20 protein-coding genes are annotated in these 21,735 nt (G+C 68.1%); 7 read left to right on the top strand and 13 right to left on the bottom strand.

Features of this window, described 5'->3' with window-relative positions; genetic code table 11:
• Nucleotides 1-37: 37 nt before the first annotated feature.
• On the bottom strand, nucleotides 38-676 hold the full coding sequence (locus AC1EJR_RS05045) for a TetR/AcrR family transcriptional regulator (RefSeq protein ID WP_092294771.1): 639 nt from the start codon (nucleotides 674-676) through the stop codon (nucleotides 38-40).
• A 154-nt stretch (nucleotides 677-830) separates the two neighbouring features.
• Between AC1EJR_RS05045 and AC1EJR_RS05040 the strand changes: the two genes are divergently transcribed.
• Complete coding sequence (locus AC1EJR_RS05040; protein ID WP_092294773.1) at nucleotides 831-1,595, top strand: SDR family NAD(P)-dependent oxidoreductase; 765 nt, start codon at nucleotides 831-833, stop codon at nucleotides 1,593-1,595.
• A gap of 183 nt (nucleotides 1,596-1,778) precedes the next feature.
• Nucleotides 1,779-3,689 (top strand): methyl-accepting chemotaxis protein, encoded by a 1,911-nt coding sequence (locus AC1EJR_RS05035; RefSeq protein WP_477113051.1) that lies wholly within the window; start codon nucleotides 1,779-1,781, stop codon nucleotides 3,687-3,689.
• Here AC1EJR_RS05035 and AC1EJR_RS05030 read toward each other — a convergent pair whose 3' ends face one another.
• The 10 genes from AC1EJR_RS05030 to AC1EJR_RS04985 all read right to left on the bottom strand — a co-directional run bounded on the left by AC1EJR_RS05030 (nucleotide 3,690) and on the right by AC1EJR_RS04985 (nucleotide 13,227).
• A complete protein-coding gene (locus AC1EJR_RS05030) occupies nucleotides 3,690-4,292 on the bottom strand; it encodes a M23 family metallopeptidase (protein WP_477113050.1) in 603 nt (200 codons plus the stop codon). It abuts the gene before it with no gap.
• 27 nt (nucleotides 4,293-4,319) lie between these two features.
• Nucleotides 4,320-5,564: a BON domain-containing protein gene (locus AC1EJR_RS05025; protein ID WP_477113049.1), complete on the bottom strand. Its 1,245-nt coding sequence runs from the start codon at nucleotides 5,562-5,564 to the stop codon at nucleotides 4,320-4,322.
• Between the two features lie 198 nt (nucleotides 5,565-5,762).
• Complete coding sequence (locus AC1EJR_RS05020) at nucleotides 5,763-6,167, bottom strand: hypothetical protein (RefSeq protein WP_441592774.1); 405 nt, start codon at nucleotides 6,165-6,167, stop codon at nucleotides 5,763-5,765.
• A 220-nt stretch (nucleotides 6,168-6,387) separates the two neighbouring features.
• The gene (locus AC1EJR_RS05015) at nucleotides 6,388-6,786 is read right to left on the bottom strand and encodes a cupin domain-containing protein (RefSeq protein WP_477113048.1); all 399 of its coding nucleotides are present in this window, start codon (nucleotides 6,784-6,786) and stop codon (nucleotides 6,388-6,390) included.
• A 75-nt stretch (nucleotides 6,787-6,861) separates the two neighbouring features.
• Nucleotides 6,862-7,689 (bottom strand): AraC family transcriptional regulator, encoded by an 828-nt coding sequence (locus AC1EJR_RS05010; RefSeq protein WP_092294783.1) that lies wholly within the window; start codon nucleotides 7,687-7,689, stop codon nucleotides 6,862-6,864.
• On the bottom strand, nucleotides 7,682-8,647 hold the full coding sequence (locus AC1EJR_RS05005) for a patatin-like phospholipase family protein (protein WP_092294785.1): 966 nt from the start codon (nucleotides 8,645-8,647) through the stop codon (nucleotides 7,682-7,684). The genes AC1EJR_RS05010 and AC1EJR_RS05005 overlap by 8 nt, the downstream gene beginning before the upstream one ends.
• Before the next feature lie 305 nt (nucleotides 8,648-8,952).
• Nucleotides 8,953-9,420, bottom strand: coding sequence for a carboxymuconolactone decarboxylase family protein (locus tag AC1EJR_RS05000; protein ID WP_477113047.1), 468 nt, complete (start codon nucleotides 9,418-9,420; stop codon nucleotides 8,953-8,955).
• Between the two features lie 108 nt (nucleotides 9,421-9,528).
• Nucleotides 9,529-10,806: an Nramp family divalent metal transporter gene (locus AC1EJR_RS04995; RefSeq protein ID WP_454757943.1), complete on the bottom strand. Its 1,278-nt coding sequence runs from the start codon at nucleotides 10,804-10,806 to the stop codon at nucleotides 9,529-9,531.
• A gap of 164 nt (nucleotides 10,807-10,970) precedes the next feature.
• Nucleotides 10,971-11,543, bottom strand: coding sequence for a diguanylate cyclase (locus tag AC1EJR_RS04990; protein WP_441592772.1), 573 nt, complete (start codon nucleotides 11,541-11,543; stop codon nucleotides 10,971-10,973).
• Between the two features lie 142 nt (nucleotides 11,544-11,685).
• On the bottom strand, nucleotides 11,686-13,227 hold the full coding sequence (locus tag AC1EJR_RS04985; protein ID WP_477113046.1) for an acetyl-CoA hydrolase/transferase family protein: 1,542 nt from the start codon (nucleotides 13,225-13,227) through the stop codon (nucleotides 11,686-11,688).
• Between the two features lie 283 nt (nucleotides 13,228-13,510).
• Between AC1EJR_RS04985 and AC1EJR_RS04980 the strand changes: the two genes are divergently transcribed.
• Entirely contained in the window at nucleotides 13,511-15,292 is a 1,782-nt protein-coding gene (locus AC1EJR_RS04980) for an FAD-dependent oxidoreductase (protein ID WP_092294795.1), read from the top strand.
• 57 nt (nucleotides 15,293-15,349) lie between these two features.
• Here the strand turns inward: AC1EJR_RS04980 and AC1EJR_RS04975 are convergent, their stop codons facing one another.
• Nucleotides 15,350-16,327: a hypothetical protein gene (locus AC1EJR_RS04975; protein WP_454757940.1), complete on the bottom strand. Its 978-nt coding sequence runs from the start codon at nucleotides 16,325-16,327 to the stop codon at nucleotides 15,350-15,352.
• A gap of 453 nt (nucleotides 16,328-16,780) precedes the next feature.
• On the opposite strand from AC1EJR_RS04975, the gene AC1EJR_RS04970 reads away from it, so the two are divergent.
• The 4 genes from AC1EJR_RS04970 to AC1EJR_RS04955 all read left to right on the top strand — a co-directional run bounded on the left by AC1EJR_RS04970 (nucleotide 16,781) and on the right by AC1EJR_RS04955 (nucleotide 19,866).
• Nucleotides 16,781-17,107: a hypothetical protein gene (locus AC1EJR_RS04970; protein ID WP_092294799.1), complete on the top strand. Its 327-nt coding sequence runs from the start codon at nucleotides 16,781-16,783 to the stop codon at nucleotides 17,105-17,107.
• Between the two features lie 195 nt (nucleotides 17,108-17,302).
• On the top strand, nucleotides 17,303-18,379 hold the full coding sequence (locus AC1EJR_RS04965; RefSeq protein ID WP_092294801.1) for an alpha/beta fold hydrolase: 1,077 nt from the start codon (nucleotides 17,303-17,305) through the stop codon (nucleotides 18,377-18,379).
• Between the two features lie 41 nt (nucleotides 18,380-18,420).
• Nucleotides 18,421-19,263 (top strand): class I SAM-dependent methyltransferase, encoded by an 843-nt coding sequence (locus tag AC1EJR_RS04960; protein ID WP_092294803.1) that lies wholly within the window; start codon nucleotides 18,421-18,423, stop codon nucleotides 19,261-19,263.
• Between the two features lie 123 nt (nucleotides 19,264-19,386).
• The gene (locus AC1EJR_RS04955; RefSeq protein WP_092294806.1) at nucleotides 19,387-19,866 is read left to right on the top strand and encodes a nuclear transport factor 2 family protein; all 480 of its coding nucleotides are present in this window, start codon (nucleotides 19,387-19,389) and stop codon (nucleotides 19,864-19,866) included.
• 65 nt (nucleotides 19,867-19,931) lie between these two features.
• Here the strand turns inward: AC1EJR_RS04955 and AC1EJR_RS04950 are convergent, their stop codons facing one another.
• Nucleotides 19,932-21,689, bottom strand: coding sequence for a dipeptidase (locus AC1EJR_RS04950; protein ID WP_477113045.1), 1,758 nt, complete (start codon nucleotides 21,687-21,689; stop codon nucleotides 19,932-19,934).
• Nucleotides 21,690-21,735 lie beyond the last annotated feature (46 nt).

Here is a 21,735-nt window from a genome sequence, read left to right as displayed (position 1 = left end):
GGGTCGGATGTGTGGAGAAAAGGTGTCCGCGCCGGCCTCAGCCGGCAGCGGGTTCGGGGGCAGGCTCGGCGGCCGGTTCGTCAACATCCGCGCCCAGCAGCCACGCACGCGTGGCATCGAGGATTGCCTCGGAGAGCGGGTCGCCGGTCGTGGCACGGGCCAGCATCAGCGCGCCGGCCATGGCCGACACCTCCACCAGCGCCTGCTGGCGGGCGTCGGCTTCGGGCAGGTCGGCCGGGGCAGTCGAGCGCCATTTGTCGATCAGCGCCGAGAGCCCTTCGCGGTACACGGGGCGCACGGGTTTGTCGGCATCCTCGCGCGCCACATCGGCGGCCAGCGCGGCGGCGGCGCAGCCCTCGGCGGCGTGGTCGCGGTGCACGGGGGTGAGGTAGGCCGCCACCAGCGCGCGCCGGGCGGCCTGGCGGTCGCCGTCCGCGCTGGCGATGCGCCGGTCCCAGCGCTGGTCGCCTTCTTCGAACGCGCGCCGGCAGGCCACGGCCACGAGGTCGTCCTTCGACGCGAAATGGCCGTAGAAGCCGCCGTGGGTCAGCCCGGCATTCGCCATGATTTCTGCCACACTGACTGCGTGCGGCCCGCGTTCCCGGAACAACTTTGCCGATGCTTCCTCGATGGCCACCTTGTGCTGGCTGGCCACTGCTCGTGATGCGCGCGCCATCTGACGCCTCCCTCTGGAAATCTGACTGAAACTTGCCTTGACCGCAGTTTAGATGACGTCCATACTTTATTCAATAGATGCTGATCATCATTTAAGATAAGTGGCTGGCATCGTTGTTGTCATGTCGTCCCATCGATCCAAGGAGATTCCTGCTATGTCCAAACTGTTCGACCTGTCCGGCCGCGTCGCGGTGATTACCGGCTCCACCAAAGGCATGGGGCTCGAGATGGCCCGCGCGCTGGGCCAGCAAGGCGCCCGCGTGGTGGTCTCGGGCCGCGATGGCGCGGTGTCCGAGCGCGTGGCGGCCACCTTGAAGGCCGAAGGCATCGACGCCACCGGCATCCCCTGCGATATCGCCGACCTCGTCAGCGTGCGCGCCTTTGCCGACAAGGTGCTGTCCACCTTCGGCCGCGTGGATGCCCTCCTGCTCAACGCCGCCGCCAGCGGCGTGGTCGGCTCGATGCTGGAGCAGGGCGAGAAAGAGTTCGATGACGTGATGGCCGGCAACGTGCGCGGCAATTTTGTGCTGGTCAACGCACTCGCACCGCAGATGATCGAACGCCGCGATGGCTCGATCGTCTTCATGTCGAGCATCGCCGGCCGCCGCGGTTCGGCCTTCCTGCCGCTGTACAGCGTCTCCAAGGGCGCCATCGACGCCGTGATGCGCAACTTCGCGCTGACGCTGGCGCCGCACAACATCAACGTGAACAGCATCAACCCGGGCCCGGTGCGCACCGATTTTTCGCGCGACGCGCTGTGGGGGGATCCCGAGCGCGAGAAGGCCCTGAGCGGTGCCATCCCGATGCGGCGCATCGCTGAGGCGAGTGACGTAGCCGGTCTGGCCGTGCTGCTCGCCTCGCCGGCGGGCCGCTACATCACGGGTCAGGTGATCGGCCTCGACGGCGGCGCCACGGCCTGATTTTCGCCCCGCCGCCGTGCTTTGCGCACCGTGCGCGTGCGGCGGCGGCACCGTGTTTGTGCGGTGCGAAAAATAGCGGGGAAAGTGGCTTTATTCCTTCGAATCGGGACCGATACAGCGTGAAATCAGTCCTCGACATCAAGGAGCCCCGTGACCGCTTTCCTCACCCCTGCAAAGCATCTGATGGCGCGTCTCACGATCACGCGCAAGCTGGTGCTGCTGACCATCCTGTTCCTGATTCCGCTCTGCGGCGCGCTGGTTGCGGTGCTGAATCAGTCGGTACAGTCGATCCGTGCCACGCAGGATGAACAGCGCGGCCTGACGCTGGTCGGCCGCGCGCTCGACTTCATGCGCGAGACGCAGGTGCGCCGGGGCGCCGCCAATGGGCTGCTGCTCGGCAACGCCACCTTCCGGCCGACCTTCGATGCCGCCAACGGCAAGGCCGATGGGCATCTCAGCGCACTGCGCGCCGAGGTGGCGCGCGTGACATCGTTCAACGTCACGCAGGATGCGGCCAAGCTCGACGAAGCCTGGGCGCAGATCCGCAAGCTCGGTCTGGAAACCCCCGCCGCGCCGCTGTTCGAGCGCCATACCGCGCTGGTCAAGCAGACGCGGCTGTTTATTGGCGATGTGGCGGACCGCTCTTCGCTGGCGCTCGACCCGGACGCCGGCTCCTATTACCTGATCAACCTGATGGTCGGCCCGATGCCGAAGCTGGCCGAGCTGAGCGCGCTGGCGCGTGGCCGGGGCGCGGGCATCATCGCGCAGGGCGGCTATTCCGATGCAGCCCAGCAGGCCGATCTCGCCGCGCTGGCCGAGCAGATCCAGGACGGCCTGGAAGCCGTGCGGCGCGACATCGCCCGTGCCGAGCGCGGCGCGCCGGCCTTCAAGGACCGCATGGAAGCCGCCACCGCCAAGCTGGCCGCGATGGACAACTTCTACCGCACGCTCAAGGTGAGCATGCTGGGTTCCAGCGGCATCACGATCGATGCGAAGTCGTATTTTTCCGAAGGCACGGCGGCGATCGAGGCGGTGTCGGCGCTCAATCAGGAGTTCGCCGCGCTGACGGGCGAGATGCTGGCCCAGCGCGTGGCCGCCGAGCAGCGCCAGCTGGTGCTGCTGGTCGTCATCGCGCTGGTCACGGTGGGCGGCGCGCTCTACCTGTTTGCCGGCTTCAGCCAGGGCATGCGCACCGATGTGCAGGACGTGGCGACGCTGGTGGCGCGCATCAACGCCGGCGACCTCACCGTGCGCATCGACGCCCATGGCCGGGACGAGTTGAGCGACGTCAAACGGCACCTGATGTCGATGGTGGAGACGTGGCGCGGCATCATCGGCGAGACCAAGGACGGCGCGCAGAACGTGCTGGTGGCGGCGGGGCAGATCGCGCAGGGCAATGCCGATCTGTCGCAGCGCACGGAGGAGCAGGCGTCGTCGCTGGAGCAGACCGCCGCGAGCATGGAGGAGCTGACCGCCATCGTCCAGCAGAACGCGGGCAACGCCAATGAGGCCAGCGCGCTGGCGGCGGAGGCGTCGGCGATTGCGGTGGCGGGCGGGGAGTCGGTGTCGCGCGTGCGCGAGACCATGGGCGAGATCGAGGCGGATTCGAAGCGGATTGTCGAGATCATCGCCGTGATCGACAGCATCGCCTTCCAGACCAATATCCTGGCGCTGAACGCGGCCGTGGAGGCGGCGCGCGCGGGGGAACTGGGCCGGGGCTTCGCCGTGGTGGCCAGCGAGGTGCGCACGCTGGCCCAGCGCGCCGGCCATTCGGCGAAGGAAATCCGCGCGCTGATCTCGCAGTCGACCAGCCGGGTGACGGCGGGCACGGCGCTGGCCGGGGAGGCCGCCGCGACCATGGGGCGCATCGTCACGGCCGTGCAGCGCGTGACGACGATGATGGACGAGATCAGCCGCGCCTCCCACGAGCAGAGCGGCGGCATCACGCAGGTGAATCAGGCGGTGACGCAGATGGATCAGGTCACGCAGCAGAACGCCGCGCTGGTCGAGGAAGCCGCCGCCGCCGCCGAGGCGCTGCAGGAACAGGCGCTGCGCATGGAGCAGAGCGTCAGCGTGTTCCGGCTGGCGGCTTGATCAGGAGGATGGCGGGGAAGTTGGCACGGGCGGGGCGCGCAGCAACGGATAGGGGTTGATCGCCCCGGTCCCGGTGTAGACGCCGAAATGCAGGTGCGGCGGTGTGCCGCGCGCGTTGCCGGTGGTGCCGACGTAGCCGAGCACTGCGCCCGGCGCCACGCGGTCGCCGATGCTCACATCGGCATAGTCATCCAGATGCGCGTAGTAGTGCATCTGACGACCCGGCCCGAGCACCCAGACCACCTTGCCGCCCAGGCTGTTGGTGCCCACGCGCGAGACGATGCCCTCCGTGGCGGCCAGCACCGGCGTGCCGCGTGCGGCAAAGATGTCGATGCCTTCGTGCTTGCGCCCGCCGGAGCGCGCCCCGTGCCAGGTGTCCCGCAGCCCGCGCTGGGCCACGCCCTGCACCGGCATCGCCAGCGCGGTGGGGGCCGGCATCGATGCCAGCCGCACCGCGTACAGCGCACTATCTATATAGGGTTTGACGTAGGGCCAGCCCAGCGCGCCCGCTGCCAGCAGCGCAGCCAGCCACAGCCAGCCGGCGTAGGAGCGTGGCTGGGGCTGCGGTTGGGGTTGGGGCTGGCCGGCCGGGCGCGTCACCATGGGTGGCTCCGGCCGGTGGGGATGGACTCACCAGCCGTTGGAGCCGGCGCTGGTGCCGCCGGCGGGCGCTTCGCGCTTCTCGACGCGGATGTTGTTTTCGACTTCGGTAACGCCGAACGTGTTATCGGCGATGTCCTCGATGGCATATTTCTGGCTCCGCTGATGGACGGTGCCGGATAGCGTGACCTTGCCCTTGTCCACGTCGACGCTGACTTCGCCCACATCCACGCCGCTGGTAAAGGTCAGCCGTTCGCAGATCTGGTCGCGAATGCGCTCGTCGGTGCGGGTGTAGCCGCGCGGGACGTTGCGCTTGTCGATGTCATCGTCGTCGTGGCCGAAGAAGTTGCTGACGGCTTCGCCGATCCGGTGGCCGAGATTGTAGAGCGCGCCGTGCTCCTCGCCTTGATCGCGGTCATCGTCATCGTCCGACCAGCGCCGTGGCGAGCGGTAGCCGAGTTCCTCGTCGTAGCCGCTGGTGCCGGCGCTGGTGCCAGGGTAGTCGCGCCCGTAGGACTGGGCGTAGGGCTGGCGGCCGGCGTAGCGGTCAGACCCACCCGAGGGGCGGGATTCTCCCCACTCGTCGCGTGGCTCGGTCCAGTAGCGGGTGTCGCTGCGCAGGTCGTTGAAGTAGGCGTCATGCCCGGACCCGCCGGCCTGCCAGGGTTCGCGCTGCTGGGCGCGGCGCAGCCATTGCTGGTCGGCGCTGCCGAAGCCCTGCTGGCCGCGCTGACCTTGCTGCCCTTGCTGATAGTCGCGTTGACCCCGACCCTGTTCCCATCCGCGCTCGCCGCCGTAGCCGCGTGCTTCCTGATTGCCTTGGTAGCCTCGGTTGCCGCGATTGCCTTGCGGGCCGCCGTAGTCCTCGAAGTCCCCATAGTCGCCAAACTCGCTGGCCTGGCGGCGGCTGCGGTACGCCTGCTGGCGGCGCTGGGCGTCGTCTTCCGGCGAGTCGCTGCTGGCGTAGCCGCCGTTGAGCCCGTAGCGCAGGTTGCTGCCCTGCCATTGGCCGCTGTCCCGGTAGGCGCCGGCATAGCCGCTGCGGGGCGGGGCGCCGTCGCTGGTTTGTCCCGGGGTCAGGCGCTGGCGCCGGCGGGCATCGTCCCATTCATCGCTGGCGGACTCGGGCTGCCAGTCCTGATCGCGCGCACGCAGCCCCCGGTTGTCGCTCCATGCATCGTCGCGCCATGGATCGTAAGCGTCGTCGTCGCGGACATTTTCAAAGGCCCGCCAGGTCTGGCCCCGGCGATAACGCTCGGTGTTGTGGTCGCCCATTGCTGATCTCCTGAAGTTGCGGGTGTGCCATTACTGGCAATCCAGAAGAGGGGCAAGATTCGTACCGCGCCGGCTGGCCCTTGTCAGGGCTGGCCTTGCGGGATTTAGGGTGCTGCGGGTGCGCTTCACGCCCATGCAAGCCTTGCGCGGGCGCGTGTAAAGACTGCTCGGCAGCAGGAGGGGAGCAACCGGGACGGGTTAATGGGCCGTCACACGGCGCAGCGAGCCCGGCGGATGGGCCAGCACGGCAGCCGGGATCATTGGCGTGGAAGGTGCTGCCGGTGCGGGATCGGTCCGCTCGGTACGGGTCGCGCGCACCGGGGCGATGCCTTCGACAGCGCCCAGCGCCTGGCCGTTCTCGTAGCCGGTGGACACCGCTTCGAGATAGCCGGGCGAGAACTTCTGCTCGGGCGTGACGGCCGGGGCCGGGGCCAGCGCGGGCTGCGCATACACCGCCGTGTGGGCGCAGAGCGCCAGCACGCGGAGCAGCAGGATGCCGCCACGCATGCGGTAGAGCAGGGCGAGGGGCGTGAGAGGCGAAAGAGGACGAGGCTGGTGGAGGGGCGCGGCGTCGGTGGGGCGCAACTGTGGCGGGATCTTCATGATGGTTCTCCAAAGGAGCTTTCGCTCCGGCTGAAAAGGTGCTGCGGGACGAGCATCGCGGCGCCGCGCTCGTCCTTCCTTTTCGCAGGGAACATGCCACCATCATTTCGGCCCCGGGCGGGCAGGCCGGGCCACTTTCACGGGGAAAATAGGGGGTTGTGGGCCAACACGTCGCGAGGAACGGTTGGGGCCGGGCCAACATCCCACCAACCTCCACCCATCAGATCCAGACGTCGTTTTGCACAGTGCGCTCGCCCACGTCGTCGCCCGTATTGCGCACGCCGCGCGGCTCGATCAGCAGCATGCGCACCTCGCCATCGGCAAACGGTTTGTGCTCGATGCCACGCGGCACCACGTACATCTCGCCGGCGCGCAGGTCCACGTGGCCGTCGCGGAAGTCGATGCGCAGGTGGCCGTCCAGCACGATGAAGGTCTCGTCGGTGTCGGCGTGGCTGTGCCAGACGAAGTCCCCCACGATGCGGACGATCTTGAACTGGTAGTCGTTCATCTCGGCAATCACGCGCGGCTGCCAGTGGTCCGAAAACAGGGCGAGCTTCTCGGCGAAGTTGATGGCGCGATAGGGGGTGCGATAGGGGGTGGGATTGGGAGTGGGGGACATGGGGCGCTCCTTCGGATGGGATGAAGGCCCGAGCATGCGCCGCCGGCGGGCGGGCCGTCTTGTACGATCGTGCAGCTACGGCGTGCGCCCCAGCGTGCGCAGCCAGCGCGCCGGCGTGATGCCGAAGGTGCGCGCGAAGTGCCGCGTCATATGGGCCTGGTCGGTGAAGCCGGCCCACGCGGCGGCGTCGGCCAGGGTCTGGCCGGCCACGATCAACCGGCGGGCCATGTCGAGCCGGCGCATGGTCAGGTAGCGGTACGGGCTGGTGCCGAACAGTCCACGGAAATCGCGCGACAGGCGCCAGCGGTCCCGGCCGGTGGCGGCTTCGAGTTCGTCCAGCGTGACGATGCGCGCCACGTTGTCGAGCAGGAAGGTCCGGGCCGTCTCGGCGGCACGGTAGTCGAGCGCCTGCCGGCGCCCCGGCGTAGTGCCGCCGGCGACGGCCGCCAGCGCGTGGGCCAGGTCGTAGAGCGCGTCGTCTTCCTCGAGCGGGTCGATCGGGCTGTCCATCGCGCGGAGCAGGGTCTCGGTGGCGGCGAACAGCCGGGGGTCGTCCGATCGGCCGCCCGGGATGAACGGCAACGGCCGGCCGCCCAGCGCGCGCTGCACGTGCGCGGGCTCGACATAGATCATCCGGTACTGGAAGCCGGCCTCGGTGCCGGCCTGGCCGTCGTGCGGCTCGTCGGGGTGCAGGACGATGGTGCCACCCGGCAGGCTGTTGCAGACGCCGCGCCGATAGGAAAAGCGCTGCACGCCGGTCAGCGTGCGGCCAATCGCGTAGGTGTCGTGGCGATGCATGTCGTAGCCATGGCCGCCGATAAACGCCTCGATCCGCTCCATGCGCTGGGCGGACGCATCCCGCCGCATCCAGTCGCGCCGGCCCGGCAGTACCCCGTCACCCATGCGTGTGGCCGGGGTGGCTGTGCGAGTGGCTGGGGGCGGCGTGCGTGTGGATGTGGTCCGCCTCCGGGGGCGGGGAAAGATCGGCGCTGCAGCTGGGCGACGACTCATCGTGGCTATGCGGCTCCAGCGCGCCGGGCACGCGGCGGCTCTTCAGGCCATCGGCACGCAGCCAGGCCACGGTGGCTTCGGCGGCGCGGTCGATCAGCTCGCCGCAGCGCGTGTAGTCATAGGGCGAGACATCGAGCGGACAAAGCGGCGGCACCACGGCGATATGCGCGTGGTCGGCCCAGCGCTCCAGGTCATGCACGAGTTGCCGCGCCACCAGCAGGGACAGCGCATTGAGCGCGTGTTCCACGGCGCCGCGCGGCGGGCGGCGCTCGGCGCAGGCGAAGCCGGCCGGCAGCACCACGATGCGCGTGGCGCCCAGCCGCACGGCCGTGGAAACGGGCGTGTTGTTGGCCACGCCGCCATCGATCAGCGCGCGGCCTTCCACCTGCACCGGCGGAAACACGCCCGGAATGGCCGCGCTGGCCAGCACCGCATCGACGATATTGCCCGAGGACAGCACCACTTCGTCGCCGGTATGCATGTCCGTCGCCACCACATAGAGCGGCAGGCTGGCATGTTCGAGCCGGGATTCGCCGAAGTGGCGCGAAAGTAACTTCTGGAGGCCGAACGATTCGACCAGATGCCCGCGCCGCCCGCCCAGCATGCCGAGCATGCTGCGCCAGGACCAGGGCAGCACTTCGGCCCGGCGAATGCCGCGCCAGAGGCTCTCCAGCTTGGCCGTGCCTTCCTCGTGCGGATGGCAGGCGAAATACGCGCCGTTGATGGCGCCGGCCGAGGCGCCGATCACCATGTCGGGCGCCAGGCCCCACTTCACCAGTTCCCGCAACATGCCGACCTCGATGGCACCGAGGCTGCCTCCACCGGCAAAGACGAATGCTGTTTTTTCCATGGCTGGGCGCGCGGGGAGCCATCCTCCCCGGATTCTCGATCTGTTAGTGGCCACAGCATAGGCCACTTCCGGGCGGGAGCGAAAGAGTCTGTTAGTGCGGGAGTGTCGAGCGCTTGTTATGCAATTAACCGCCAGGAATTTAGCGCGACTGCAGAGGCCGGCTGGCAGGGGATGGGGTCGAAGCATGATGCGGACACCGCACGCGGCACGCGAACGCCAAATACGAAAAAGGCGCCAGCAGCGGAATCCCGCTGTCGGCGCCTCGCGGCAGTCCAACCTGGCGCGCTAGAGAAGCAAAAGCCCGATCAGAAGCCGGGAGCCGGCGTTTCCGGAATCTGGTTGCGCAGGCTCAGGTTCATCACGTTCCAGCCTCGGATGGCGGCGATGGTGTACGACAGCTCGGCGATTTCCTGCTCGCTGAACTGCTCGCGCAGGGCCGGCCAGGCGGCGTCGGTCAGGTCCTGGTGGGGCAGTGCGTTGACGGCCTCGGCCCAGCCCAGCGCGGCGTGCTCGCGGGCGTTGAAGAACGAGGCGGGGGCTTCACGCCAGCCGGCGATGGCGTTCACGTGGCGCGGGTCCAGGCCCTGCTTGATCAGGTCGCGCCAGTGCATGTCCACGCAGACGCCGCACTGGTTGATCTGGGACACACGCAACTGCACGATCTCCACCAGACGCGGGCCCAGCGAGCTTTGCTTGACCGAACCCGACAGCGCGATCATGGCCTTCAGGTTGGCCGGGGCGAGCTGGAAGAAGTTAATACGCGATGCACTCATGATGGTTCCTCACGGTAGTTCAAGGGAGTTGGCGTGCGCCCTTTGCGCTTGCCTTTCCCTGTAAGACGTACCGTGAACCCGGCTTGTGACAGCTTTTCCGAAAATTTTTTAACCCAGCCATTCCCGCAAGGTGAGCACGAGCATGGCCGCGTTCATGGCGATGATGATGCCGACCGTCAGCGAGGCCAGGATCACCACGCTGCGCGGGTTGGCGTAGGCGCCCATGCGGGCGCGGCTGCTGGTGAAACGCACCAGCGGAATCGCCGCGAACGGCAGTTGCAGGCTCAGCACCACCTGGCTGGCGATCAGCAGCTGCGCCACGCCTTTGTCGGCATACAGCCACGCCACGATCAGCGCCGGCACGATGGCCACGCCGCGCGTGACCAGCCGCCGCGCCCACGGCGCCAGCCGCGTGCGGATAAAGCCCTCCATGACCACCTGCCCGGCCAGCGTGGCGGTGACGGCCGAGCTTTGCCCCGAGGCCAGCAGCGCCACGGCGAAGATCACACTGGCCCAGGCGGCGCCGGTCAGCGGGGAGAGCAGGTGGAAGGCCTCCTGGATCTCGGCCACCTCCGCATGGCCGCTGCGGTGGAACACGCCGGCCGCCGTGACCAGGATCGCACTATTAATAAAGAAGGCGATGGCGAGTGCCACCAGCGTGTCGATGGCCGTGTAGCGCAGCGCCCGTTGCAGCGCCGGCGCATTGTCCTCGACGGTGCGCGTCTTGACCGCCGCCGAGTGCAGGTAGAGGTTGTGCGGCATCACCGTGGCGCCGATGATGCCCGTGGCGATGACCACGGCGTTGGCGTCGGTGAGCGAGCGCGGCGAAGGCAGCAGCCCCCAGCCCACCTCCGACCAGGACGGCTCGGCGATGATCAGCATCGCCACGAAGCACAGCAGCACCAGCGTAATCATGCTGATGACGAAGGCTTCCAGCCGCCGGAAGCCGCGCTGCTGCAGGATCAGCACCAGCAGCACGTCCAGCACGGTCAGCGCCACGCCAGCCAGCAGGGGGATGTTGAACAGCAGGTTGAGGGCGATGGCCGTGCCGATGACTTCGGCGAGATCGGTGGCGCAGATCGCCAGTTCGGCCAGGACCCATTGCGACCAGGCCGACCAGCGCGAGGCGCCGTGCCGGCACGCCTGCGCCAGATCCATGCCGGTGACCAGCCCGAGCCGGCTGGCCAGCACCTGGAGCAGCATCGCCATCAGGCTGGACATCGCCACGACCCAGAGCAGGGTGTAGCCGTAGGCGGAACCGCCCGCGAGGTCGGTGGCCCAGTTGCCGGGGTCCATGTAGCCCACGGCCACGAGGTAGGCCGGTCCGAGGAAGCGGACGAACTCCCGCCACCTGGCGGCGGGGCGGCTAGGGATGACGACCGACACGTGCCCATCCTACGAGGTGATGACCGCGCATGGCGCTCCCGTTCACGTTGTGTGTGGCTCAGGTCGCTTGCACGACCAAGGCAGCCAATTTAGCCGAATTTTTCGATCGATGCGCTGAGGGGCACATTGCCGGTGCGGTCATCCGGCGCCGGCATCGAGCGGGGCTAGGTGTGCTGCGCCACGGGCTTGGCGCGTGCCGCCTGGGCACGCAGGCAGCGCAGCAGTTCCTCCGCATAAGGCAGCACCACGAACAGGCCGAGCGCAGCGAACAGGCCGATCAGGTAGGACGACGGCAGGGGATCGCGTTTCGGGGTCAGGGTGAGGCGGGGCGGCTCGGCGCCGGCGCCGAACAGCGCCAGGAACTGGTCCCAGTGGGCGGCGGCCAGCATGACCACGGCCGTGATCGGCAGCATCTCCAGCAGGCTGTGCATGTGCTGCTCGTTCGGGGGCACCGTGCGCCGGGTCACCGCGTAGCGGACGTCGACCCAGGCGGTGACCGCGTGGACGACCACAGCGACGATCATGATGGCGAACAGCAGCGCGTTCACCTCGAAGAACAGCACCAGCAGGACCGGGACGCCCACCTGGACCATCATCAGGCTGTGCAGGGCCGATTCCCGGACGCCCGCGTTGATCTCGATGCGCTGGCGCCGATGGAACCACCAGTCGCCCAGCCCCGCGAGGATCCAGAGCGGGATCAGGCCGTACATCAGGATCAGGCGAACCGGTTCTTGCATGGCGTCTCCAGCGGTGGCGGGAGCGCGCCACCTTCCGGCACGGTGCAAGTGCCGTTCCATGCCGAAAAGGGCCCGTGGGAGGCCCGTAGGAGGCAGCCGGCAGCCGGGCGGGATGTAAAAACCGCCCGGTCGTGCAGAAACGTCAGGCCGCCAGCGGCGCGGCTTCGATTGGCTCGAGGGCCGTCGCCCGGGATGCCGGCAGCATGGTGCCGTGCTCGCGATAGTTCAGATGCCACGCAAACGCCTCTTCCAGCAGGTGCGGGGTCTGGCCGCCGCGCGTCTGGGCCCGGCGGAAATAGTCGAGCAGGCCGTCGCGGTAGGCCGGGTCGGCGCAATTGCGGATCACCTGGAGCGCCCGCTCGCGTGGCGCCAGCCCGCGCAGGTCGGCCAGGCCGTGCTCGGTGACGAGGATGTCCACGTCGTGCTCGCTGTTATCCACGTGGGAGACCATCGGCACGATGCTGGAAATCCGCCCGTCCTTGGCCACGGACTTGGTCACGAAGACCGACAGGTAGGCATTGCGCGCGAAGTCCCCCGAGCCGCCGATGCCGTTCATCATGTGCGTGCCGCCCACGTGCGTGGAGTTGACGTTGCCGTAGATATCGCACTCCAGCGCGGTGTTGATGGTGATCAACCCCAGCCGGCGCAGCACCTCGGGATGGTTGCTGATCTCCTGCGGCCGCAGCACCAGCCGCGACTTGTAGCGGTCGATCTCCTCCAGCACGCGGCGATAGACCGGCCCGGACAGCGTCATCGACGACGCCGAGGCAAAGCGCAGCTTGCCGGCGTCGAGCAGCGAGATGGTGCTGTCCTGCAAGACCTCCGAGTACATCGTCAGGTCATGAAATGGCGAATCCACGAGCCCGTGCAGCACCGCGTTGGCAATCGTGCCGATGCCGGCCTGCAAGGGCTGGAGCGACGGGGAGAGCCGCCCGGCGCGCACCTCGCGCTCGAACAGCGCGTTGAGATGGCCGGCGATCAGGCGCGTGTCGCCGTCGGGCGGCAGCGCGTTGGACGGGCTGTCGTCGCGCGCGGTGAGCACGATGGCCGCAATACGTGACGGATCGACGGGGATATAGGGCAGGCCGATGCGCTGCTCGACGGCAATCAGCGGAATCGGCTGGCGATACGGGCGCTGCACCGGGAAGTAGATGTCGTGCAGCCCTTCCAGCGCGGCCGGCATATTGGTGTTGATCTCGACGATGACCTTCTTGGCCATCATCGCGAAACTCGCCGAATTGCCAACCGAGGTGGTCGGCACGATGCCGCCGGTCTCGGTGATGGCGGCGGCTTCGATCACGGCGATGTCCACCGGGGCGAGCTGGCCGCTGCGCAGCTGCTCCACGGTCTCGCCCAGATGCTGGTCGATGAACATGACCTCGCCGTCCTTGATCTTGCGGCGCAGGGTGGCGTCGGACTGGAACGGCAGGCGGCGCGCCAGCACGTTGCTTTCGGCCAGGATCTTGTCGATGTCGTTGCCGAGCGAGGCGCCCGTGATCAGCGTGATCTGGAGCGGGTCGGCGGCGGCGCGGCGGGCCAGGGCGAAGGGCACGGCCTTGCAGTCGCCGGCGCGGGTGAAGCCGCTCATGCCGACCGTCATGCCGTCCTGGATCAGCGCGGCGGCCGCATCGGCCGACATGATCCGGTCCTGCAGGGCGGCCAGGCGAATGCGATCACGGTACATCTCGTCTCCTTGCTTGTTGGCTTCTGTAGCCTGTGGGGGCGTTGTCGGGGCCAGTGTAGCGAGCGCTGAATATTCTCACCATGATTTAAATCGCTAGAAGCCAGTCGGTTTTTTCATGGGTGACGCCGCCGTGCAAAGTGCCGCGCGCCGGGCAATTCGGCAAGCAACGGTGGCCATCGCTTCCTAAAATCTTCATGTGTGTTTCGTAGCCACGCCGGCTACTATCTCAGTCGAGTACGCAGTCGAGTCCTGTCCTACCTAGACCGAAATTGAGGGGAGTCGCATGGAGATGACGCAGGGAGCTTCGCAGCCCGAAGCCAGTCCGGACCCGGTTGCTGATCAGGTCGCCAATCAGGCCGCACATGAGCCGGTGGTAGGGCTGGAGGCGCCGTTTTCGGTGCTGGAAACCCGCAAGCACCAGATGTTTCCGACCCTGACGCCGGCCGAGATCGAGCGCGTGCGGCGCTTTGGCGCGGTGGAATCGTTCAAGGCCGGCCAGACGTTGTTCCGCGTCGGCGACCCGGCGCCGGGCATGCATCTGATCCTGACCGGCAAGCTCCAGATCATCCAGCGCGACGGGCTGGGCAACAGTTTCCCGATCAACGACGAGGGCCCGGGCCAGTTCCTGGCCGAGGTGGGCCAGCTCTCCGGCAAGCCGGCGCTGGTGGATGCCGTGGCGCTGGAGGACTCCACCGCGCTGGTGGTGCCGCCCGAACGGCTGCGCGCGCTGCTGGTGGCCGAGGCGGATCTGGGCGAGCGCATCATGCGCGCGCTGATCCTGCGCCGGGTGGGCCTGATCGAGCGCGGCGGCGGCCCGGTGCTGGTCGGCAAGGGCACCCAGCCGCTGCTGCTGGCGCTGCAAGCCTTCCTGCGCCGCAACGGCTATCCGCACAAGGTGGTCGATATCGACACCGACCCGGATGCCATGGCGCTGCTGGACGTCAGCAACGCGCCCGCGAGCGATTTCCCGATGGTGATTTGCCCCGACGGCGGCATACTGCGCGCGCCGGACGAGGGCCAGCTCGCCTCATGCCTCGGTTTGGTGCCTGAATTCGCGCCGGACCATATCTATGACGTGGTGGTGGTCGGCGCCGGCCCCGCAGGGCTGGCGACGGCGGTCTATGCCGCGTCCGAGGGGCTGTCCGTGGCCGTGATCGACTGCCGGTCCCCGGGCGGGCAGGCCGGCGCGAGCGCCCGGATCGAGAACTACCTGGGCTTTCCCACTGGCATCTCGGGCCAGGCGCTGGCCGGGCGGGCCTTCGTCCAGGCGCTCAAGTTTGGGGCCCACGTGGCGATTCCGCTCGAGGTGAGCGCGCTCCATTGCGGCGAGAACCCGATCCGGATCGAGCTGACCGATGGCCGCATGGTGCCCACGCGCACCGTGGTGATTGCCAGCGGCGCCCAGTACCGGCGCGCGGAGATCGAATCGCTGGATCAGTACGAGGGGCGGGGCGTCTATTACTGGGCGTCGCCGGTGGAGGCCAAGCTCTGCAAGGACGAGCACGCGATGCTGGTCGGCGGCGGCAACTCGGCGGGGCAGGCGGCGGTGTATCTCGCCTCGCACGCGGCCGAGGTGCATATGCTGGTGCGCGGCGAGGGGCTCGAGGCCACCATGTCGCGCTACCTGATCGACCGCCTGAAGAGCCTGCCGAACGTCTTCCTGCACACGCACGCGCAGATCACGGCGATGGAGGGCGAGGGCTGGCTCTCCACGGTGCGCTACAGGGAGCGCTCCTGCGGCCCGGACTGCATCTCCCGGCCGATGCGCCACGTGTTCCTGTTTATCGGCGCCGCGCCGAACACGGAATGGCTGCGGTCCTGCAACGTGACCACGGACCCCAAGGGCTTCGTGCTGACCGGCTATGAAGCCCACCAGTCCTGCACCGAGCGCGCCGACTACACGCTGGAGACCAGCGTGCCAGGCGTGTTCGCGATCGGGGATGTGCGCTCGGGCTCGACCAAGCGCGTGGCCGCCGCGGTAGGCGAGGGCGCTGCGGTCGTGGCGCAGATCCATCGCTACCTGGCGGGCATGCAGGCCGGCCAGACCATGCAGGCGGTGGCCTAGGCGGCGCGGGCGGTACTCAGGCCGCCCACGCCACCGTCCGCCATCATCGAACCGCCGTCAGGCCGCCATCGCCGGAATCGGCACGCCGGCGGCGGGCATCGCGTACATCAGCGGTCCCATGGCGGCCTCGATGCGCGCCATCTGCCCGGCATCGACCATCCCGCCCAGCAGCTTGCTGAAGCGCGGTTCCAGCATGCCCGAGACGATGTAGGTCCAGCGGTACGCCTTGAGCACCACGGCTTCCACCTCGGCGGCGCGCGGGGCGTCCGGCGTGCCACGGATCACGCGCATGACGTAGTGCGCGTCGGCGGTGGCCTGGGCCTGCAGGATCTCGTCCACGGCGCCCACCAGCGCGATCAGGTCGTCGATGGCGGCATCACGCGAGGTGCGGCACATGCGGGCGTCTTCGCGCAGCCATTCCAGCTCGTCGAGGTTGGCGTGCTGGGACTCCTCGCGCCAGTGGTACAGGAACACGTCCTTGAACAGGTCGGACAGGTCCGGCGCGGTGCCGATGCTGCCGCGATAGTGCGCCTGTGACAGCAGTTCGACATGGCAGGTCAGCGCCAGCACCGCCCAGGTGCACTTGGAGAGCACGAAGGCAGCCACGGCGTTGGCGTCCGCCCCGAAGGTGTAGCCCACCGGCATGCCCTGCGCGGCCAGTTGCTCGATGCGGCGGAACAGCTCCTGGTGCTTCAGTTCCTCGTCGGTGAAGCGCACCAGCGCCTCCAGCGCGACCTGATCGCCAAAGCTGTGGGCCTGCGTCAGCTCCACCACCTTGGCCGAGACGAAGCGCTCCACCAGCCCGAACATATTGGCGTAGGTGCGGCCCTGCACCTGGCTCACGAAGCGGCGTTCGGCCGCGCTGAGGAACGGTAGTTCGTCGGCCAGGGACAGCCCGTCGGGCAGGAACTTGTGGGAGAGGTCGAAGGTGCGGTCGCGGATGACGTCACGGTCGATGTCCCAGCGGATGCGCTTGGATGCGGCGATACAGCGGGCGTAGCGGGCGGTGTCGGCTGACAGGGATACGGCTTGCATTGCAAAACTCCTCTGGAATGAACGGCGTCCATGCAGAAGGTGCCTGACAGGACGTAGGCGGATCATTCCAGCGGCACGCGCCGCCAACATGAGACGGGTGTCCCGGGTTTGGCGCGCTTCGAGGGTTTTGGAGTGGGGCGGTTGTCCTGCTTTAGGGCTTACCCTCTAACTGCCGTTTCTCGCCGCTTCATTTCGCTGAAGCCCCCGCGGAAGCGCGCCAGCGCCTCCGCCACCCCCCGGTAATTACCCGCGCCCGGGACCCTTGTCCCACGGAATCCCCCCGCACAGACCCTGACGAATCCCGCAAACCGGGACACCCGCCTCATGTTCGCCCGCACCCCGCTGCCCACAATCGGCCCCTCGAACAAGGAGCAGTGCGGCTCAGGCGATCCCCACACCGTTCCTTCATCCTGAGCTGTGATCGCCTTCCTGACGTTGTAGTTGGAGTTTGCGATGTACACGAATCTTGCCAAGACCCTCTTGACCGCTTCCTCGCTGGCCATCGGCCTGTGCAACCTGGCGTATGCCGGGCTGGGCGGCGATCGTTCCTCTTTCACCACCACCGCGGCGCAGGCCGGCATGTCTGCCTGCAAGGGCGGCAAGTTCGATCCGTACCAGGACGGCCTGCGCACCAGCAAGCCGGATCCCTACACCGACGGCGCCCGGATGGATCAGCGCGACCCCTACACCGATGGCGCCCGCATGGGTCAGCGCGACCCGTTCACCGATGGGGCCCGGATGGGCGCTGCCGGTGGCGGATGTCTGCTGCGCAACGCCTGACCGCGGATAATGCGCCGGGCACGGTATGCACCACGTCTGGCTTTCCGCACTTCGCGGGGCCAGCTGGCCGTGGTTTTGCCTGCACGCTGGGGATCGTTGACTAAGATTAGTCAATCGCCCGTTCCAAGCGGACGTGGTGAGCTATCGCCCCGGCGCCCTGCACCGGCCGTACCCTGTCCCGCGCGCGATCCCACCATGCCGATGCTGAAGCAGCAGATACGCCTTTGCACCAGCCTTGACCGGGTGCGACTGGCGTATGCCATCACGGGCAGCGGACCGCCGCTCGTGAAGGCCGCCAACTGGATGAGCCACCTCGAATTCGACGTGGGGAGTCCGGTCTGGAGCCACATGCTGTGCGCGCTGTCAGAGAACCACACGCTCGTGCGCTACGACGAACGCGGCTGTGGCCTCTCTGATCGCCACGTGGAGGACCTGTCCTTCGAGGCGTGGCTGCGTGATCTCGAAACCATCGTGGACGCCACCGGCGTCGATCATTTCCCCTTGCTGGGCATTTCCCAAGGCGCGTCGATCGCCGTGGCGTACGCGGTGGCGCATCCCGAACGGGTGAGCCACCTCGTGCTGCACGGCGGCTACGCCCGGGGGCGCCTCAAGCGCAACCTCGGGGCCGAGATGCGCGAAGAAGCCGAGCTGATGGCGCGGCTGGCCGAACTGGGCTGGGGGCAGGAGAACCCGGCCTTCCGCCAGTTCTTCACCACCCAGTTCATCCCGGGCGGCACGGCGGAGCAGCACCGCTGGTTCAACGAGCTGGAGCGCGTGTCCACCTCGCCGGCCAACGCGGCGCGCTTCATGCGCATCTTCAACGACATCGATGTGGTGGAACTGCTGCCGCTGGTGACCTGCCCCACGCTGGTGCTCCACGCCGTGCGCGACGCGCGCGTGCCGTTCGACGAAGGCCGGCTGATCGCCAGCATGATCCCGAACGCGCGCTTCGTGCCATTGGAGAGCGGCAACCACCTGCTGCTGGAGACGGAGCCGGCATGGGACCGCTGGCTCGAAGAAGTACGCGCCTTCCTGCCCGCGCCGGTGCCGGTCGACGACCCGGCGTTCCACACCTTGACCCGGCGCGAGCGCGACATTGTCGTGCTGATCGCGCAGGGCCGCGACAACGCACAGATCGCCGCCTACCTCGGGCTGTGCGAGAAAACCGTGCGCAACCACATCACGAGCATCTTCTCGAAGCTCGAGGTGGAAAACCGCTCGCAGGCCATCGTGCTCGCGCGTGAGGCCGGGTTCAACCGGTCCCGCGCGTAAGCCGGCGGACCTGCCGGGCGCACAATCAGGAGACTCCCATCATGACGACTACCCCCGACGCTGCCGCTGCCCCGGCGACTTCGCCCGACCTTGCCGCCCTGAAAGGCCGCCAGCAGGTGGCCTGGGCCAGCGGCGACTATGCCGTGATCGGCACCACGCTCCAGATCGTGGGCGAGCAGCTTGCTGAAGCCTGTGACCTGCGCTGCGACGAGCGCGTGCTCGACGTGGCCGCCGGCAACGGCAACGCCACGCTGGCGGCGGCGCGCCGTGGCTGCATCGTGACGTCCACCGACTATGTCGGCGCACTGCTGGAGCGCGGCGCCGAGCGCGCCAAGGCCGAGCGGCTGGAGGTCTCCTTCCAGCAGGCCGACGCCGAGGCGCTGCCCTTCGACGACGCGAGCTTCGACGCCGTGCTCTCCACCTTCGGCGTGATGTTCGCCCCGGACCAGCCCAAGTGCGCCGCCGAGATGGCGCGCGTGACCCGGCCCGGCGGCCGCATCGGGCTGGCGAACTGGACGCCGCAGGGCTTCGTCGGCCAGATGTTCAAGACGCTGGGCGCCTACGTGCCGCCGCCGGCGGGGGTGTCGCCGCCGTCCAAATGGGGGGTGGAGGAGCACCTGCGCACGCTGTTCGCACCGCATGGGGTCGATGTCCGCGTGACGGCGCGCCAGTTCAACTTCCGCTATCGCTCGGCGGCGCACTTTATCGAGGTGTTCCGCACGTGGTACGGCCCGGTCCACAAGGCGTTCGCCTCGCTGCCGGCCGACAAGGCCAGCGCGCTGGAAGCCGACCTGACCACGTTGCTCAACAGCTTGAACGTGGCCGGCAAGGATTCGATGGTGGTGCCGAGCGAGTACCTGGAGGTGGTGGCGACGAAGCGGTAGGGGGGGGCGGGCGCGGTCGCCCACCTCCCGAAAATCTCCTTGACATACAGATCTGTCTACTCCACGATAGTAGACAGATCTGTATCATTCCGGCGATAGCCAACCCATACTCAAGGAGCTTCGATGTCGACCCAACCCGAATCCCGTCCGCCGTTTCCGCCCTTTACCCGCGAGAGCGCCGCCCAGAAGGTCCGGGGGGCCGAGGATGGGTGGAACAGTCGCGATCCGGCGCGCGTGGCGCTGGCCTATACCGTCGACAGCCAATGGCGCAACCGGGCGGAGTTCGTCACGGGGCGTGCCGCGATCGAGGCCTTTTTGTCGCGCAAGTGGCAGAAGGAGCTCGATTACCGGCTGATCAAGGAGTTGTGGGCGCACGATGGCAACCGCATCGCGGTGCGATTTGCGTACGAATGGCATGACGACTCGGGCAACTGGTACCGGTCGTATGGCAATGAAAACTGGGAATTCGACCAGAACGGTCTGATGCAGCGGCGCTTTGCCTGCATCAACGATGCCCCGATGCGCGAGGCGGACCGCAAGTTCCACTGGCCGCTGGGCCGCCGCCCGGATGACCACCCGAGCCTGAGCGACCTGGGGCTGTAAAGATGTAAAAGCCGGCATGCGGGGGGGGGCGCCGCTGCACCCCCGCCGCGCATGCCGGCGCCGGCTTACTGCATGGTGTCCAGATTGCCGATGCGGACCAGCATCTCGGTGAACATCTGCATGTCCAGGTTCAGGTCGGCCACTTCCTTGTACTCCTTGGCGTTGTGCGCGGTGTACTTCTTGCCGGGCATGGCCGGGCCGAAGTTGATGGCGTTCGGCATCAGCTTGGCCGTGGTGCTGCCGGCCGTGGGCACCGGCTTGGCTTCGAGCCCAGTGGTGTCGCCGTAGATATTCAGCAGGGTAGAGAGCCAGGCGCCCTTGGGGTCACGCGCCATCCAGTTGCCCTGGTCGTGCTGGATCTCGACCGCCGTCTGCGTGGCGCTGGCCCAGGCGTTGATCCTGGTCGCCACCCGGGCGCGCAGTTCGTCCGGCGTGGCGCCGCGCGGCATACGCACGTTGGCGGTGACTTCAAGCTTGCCGTTGCGCTCGCGGATCAGCGTGGGCGACATCGTCAGCGGGCCCATGAAATCGTCCCGGTAACCCACTTCCATCTTCTCGCCCAGATAGCCGGTGCCGTACAGGTCCCCGAGGTAGCGGATGGCGCGCGCGTACTGGTTGTCCGCGAACGGCACGCCGGCGCCTTGCAGGAACAGCGCCAGGCGCGGTACCGGGTTCACGCCTTCTTCGGGCCGGGAGCCATGGGCCGACGAGCCGGTCACCTTGACGTCCACGCCGCCGGCGCCCGGTGTCACGTCGATCGAGAACTTGCCCTGCGCGGCATGCTGGGCGATGAACGGCTCGCGCGCCTTCTCCAGCGCGGCAGCCACGGCGGCCGGATCGCCGCCCGTGATGCGTGCCGTGGCGGTCTGCGGAATCGCGTTGGCGGACGCCGCGCCAGCCATTGCCACGATGGCGGGGGCCTTGCCGTCCGTCGGCCGGTCCGCGAAGCGCACCGTCAGCGCGCCCGAACCCTTCTCGGCCACCACCGCCGGGTACTTGCTGTCCAGCACGATGTTGTACGCCGGCAGCGTGGTGTGCGCCTGGTAGTACTTCATGCCGTCGCCGCCGGTTTCCTCGGTGGTTTCGATCATCAGACGGATCGTGCGGGCCAGCGGCACGCCGCTCTCGCGCACGGTCTTCATCGCGTACATTGCCGCCGCGATCGAACCCTTGTCGTCAATGGTGCCGCGCCCGTACAGGTAGTCGCCCACGCGGGTCACCTTGAACGGGTCGAGCTTGGTGCCATCGTCGAGCACCCATTCGTCGGCCACCACGGGCACTACGTCGGCGTGCGTGAGGATGCCGAAGGTGTCCGCGCCGGTGCCGGGCAGGGTCACCTCGAACACGCGGTTGTCCACGTTGCGATAGGTCAGACCGAAGTCCCGGGCCATGCGCTCCACCACCTTGCCGAACGCGATGATGGCGGGGTTTTCGTGCTGCGGCACCTTTTCGTCGCGCACGGTGCGGATTGCCACCATCTCGGTGATGCTGTCCAGCACGGCGGTTTCGTTGTGGAGCCGGTTATAGACACCGAGCAGCCGGCCGATGTTGACGAGATCGTCGCCCTTGAGCGGCTTCTTCGCCCGGTAGGCCCGCACGGCCGGCGCCAGCTTCGGCTCGGTCTTCACGGCGGCGGTCAGGAAGGCGTTGAAGCTGGCCGGCGGCTTGGCCGACTGGCTGGCGACCAAATGGTCCAGCGCAGGCTTGGCCAGCGTCTCGGCCAGCGCCGCGCCGGGGATCGACACAGCGAGCAGCGGGGCGAGCAAGGCAGCCAGCAAGGCGGCCCGCAGGGGGGAGGTCGGCACGGCAGGCAGGCGGTTCATCGATGTCTCTCGTACGGGTCTTGTGATGGATGCGCATGATAGCAGC

Source organism: Cupriavidus sp. 05T42 (assembly GCF_056396345.1).
Note: the sequence above shows the minus strand (reverse complement) of the source record. Positions and strands in the feature narration are given on the sequence as shown.

What these genes read in the sequence shown, in the direction of transcription:
- AC1EJR_RS05045 (WP_092294771.1), bottom strand. Translation starts at nt 676, where the DNA reads ATGGCGCGCGCATCACGAGCAGTGGCCAGCCAGCACAAGGTGGCCATC.
- AC1EJR_RS05040 (WP_092294773.1), top strand. Translation starts at nt 831, where the DNA reads ATGTCCAAACTGTTCGACCTGTCCGGCCGCGTCGCGGTGATTACCGGC.
- AC1EJR_RS05035 (WP_477113051.1), top strand. Translation starts at nt 1,779, where the DNA reads ATGGCGCGTCTCACGATCACGCGCAAGCTGGTGCTGCTGACCATCCTG.
- AC1EJR_RS05030 (WP_477113050.1), bottom strand. Translation starts at nt 4,292, where the DNA reads ATGGTGACGCGCCCGGCCGGCCAGCCCCAACCCCAACCGCAGCCCCAG.
- AC1EJR_RS05025 (WP_477113049.1), bottom strand. Translation starts at nt 5,564, where the DNA reads ATGGGCGACCACAACACCGAGCGTTATCGCCGGGGCCAGACCTGGCGG.
- AC1EJR_RS05020 (WP_441592774.1), bottom strand. Translation starts at nt 6,167, where the DNA reads ATGAAGATCCCGCCACAGTTGCGCCCCACCGACGCCGCGCCCCTCCAC.
- AC1EJR_RS05015 (WP_477113048.1), bottom strand. Translation starts at nt 6,786, where the DNA reads ATGTCCCCCACTCCCAATCCCACCCCCTATCGCACCCCCTATCGCGCC.
- AC1EJR_RS05010 (WP_092294783.1), bottom strand. Translation starts at nt 7,689, where the DNA reads ATGGGTGACGGGGTACTGCCGGGCCGGCGCGACTGGATGCGGCGGGAT.
- AC1EJR_RS05005 (WP_092294785.1), bottom strand. Translation starts at nt 8,647, where the DNA reads ATGGAAAAAACAGCATTCGTCTTTGCCGGTGGAGGCAGCCTCGGTGCC.
- AC1EJR_RS05000 (WP_477113047.1), bottom strand. Translation starts at nt 9,420, where the DNA reads ATGAGTGCATCGCGTATTAACTTCTTCCAGCTCGCCCCGGCCAACCTG.
- AC1EJR_RS04990 (WP_441592772.1), bottom strand. Translation starts at nt 11,543, where the DNA reads ATGCAAGAACCGGTTCGCCTGATCCTGATGTACGGCCTGATCCCGCTC.
- AC1EJR_RS04985 (WP_477113046.1), bottom strand. Translation starts at nt 13,227, where the DNA reads ATGTACCGTGATCGCATTCGCCTGGCCGCCCTGCAGGACCGGATCATG.
- AC1EJR_RS04980 (WP_092294795.1), top strand. Translation starts at nt 13,511, where the DNA reads ATGGAGATGACGCAGGGAGCTTCGCAGCCCGAAGCCAGTCCGGACCCG.
- AC1EJR_RS04975 (WP_454757940.1), bottom strand. Translation starts at nt 16,327, where the DNA reads ATGCAAGCCGTATCCCTGTCAGCCGACACCGCCCGCTACGCCCGCTGT.
- AC1EJR_RS04970 (WP_092294799.1), top strand. Translation starts at nt 16,781, where the DNA reads ATGTACACGAATCTTGCCAAGACCCTCTTGACCGCTTCCTCGCTGGCC.
- AC1EJR_RS04965 (WP_092294801.1), top strand. Translation starts at nt 17,303, where the DNA reads ATGCCGATGCTGAAGCAGCAGATACGCCTTTGCACCAGCCTTGACCGG.
- AC1EJR_RS04960 (WP_092294803.1), top strand. Translation starts at nt 18,421, where the DNA reads ATGACGACTACCCCCGACGCTGCCGCTGCCCCGGCGACTTCGCCCGAC.
- AC1EJR_RS04955 (WP_092294806.1), top strand. Translation starts at nt 19,387, where the DNA reads ATGTCGACCCAACCCGAATCCCGTCCGCCGTTTCCGCCCTTTACCCGC.
- AC1EJR_RS04950 (WP_477113045.1), bottom strand. Translation starts at nt 21,689, where the DNA reads ATGAACCGCCTGCCTGCCGTGCCGACCTCCCCCCTGCGGGCCGCCTTG.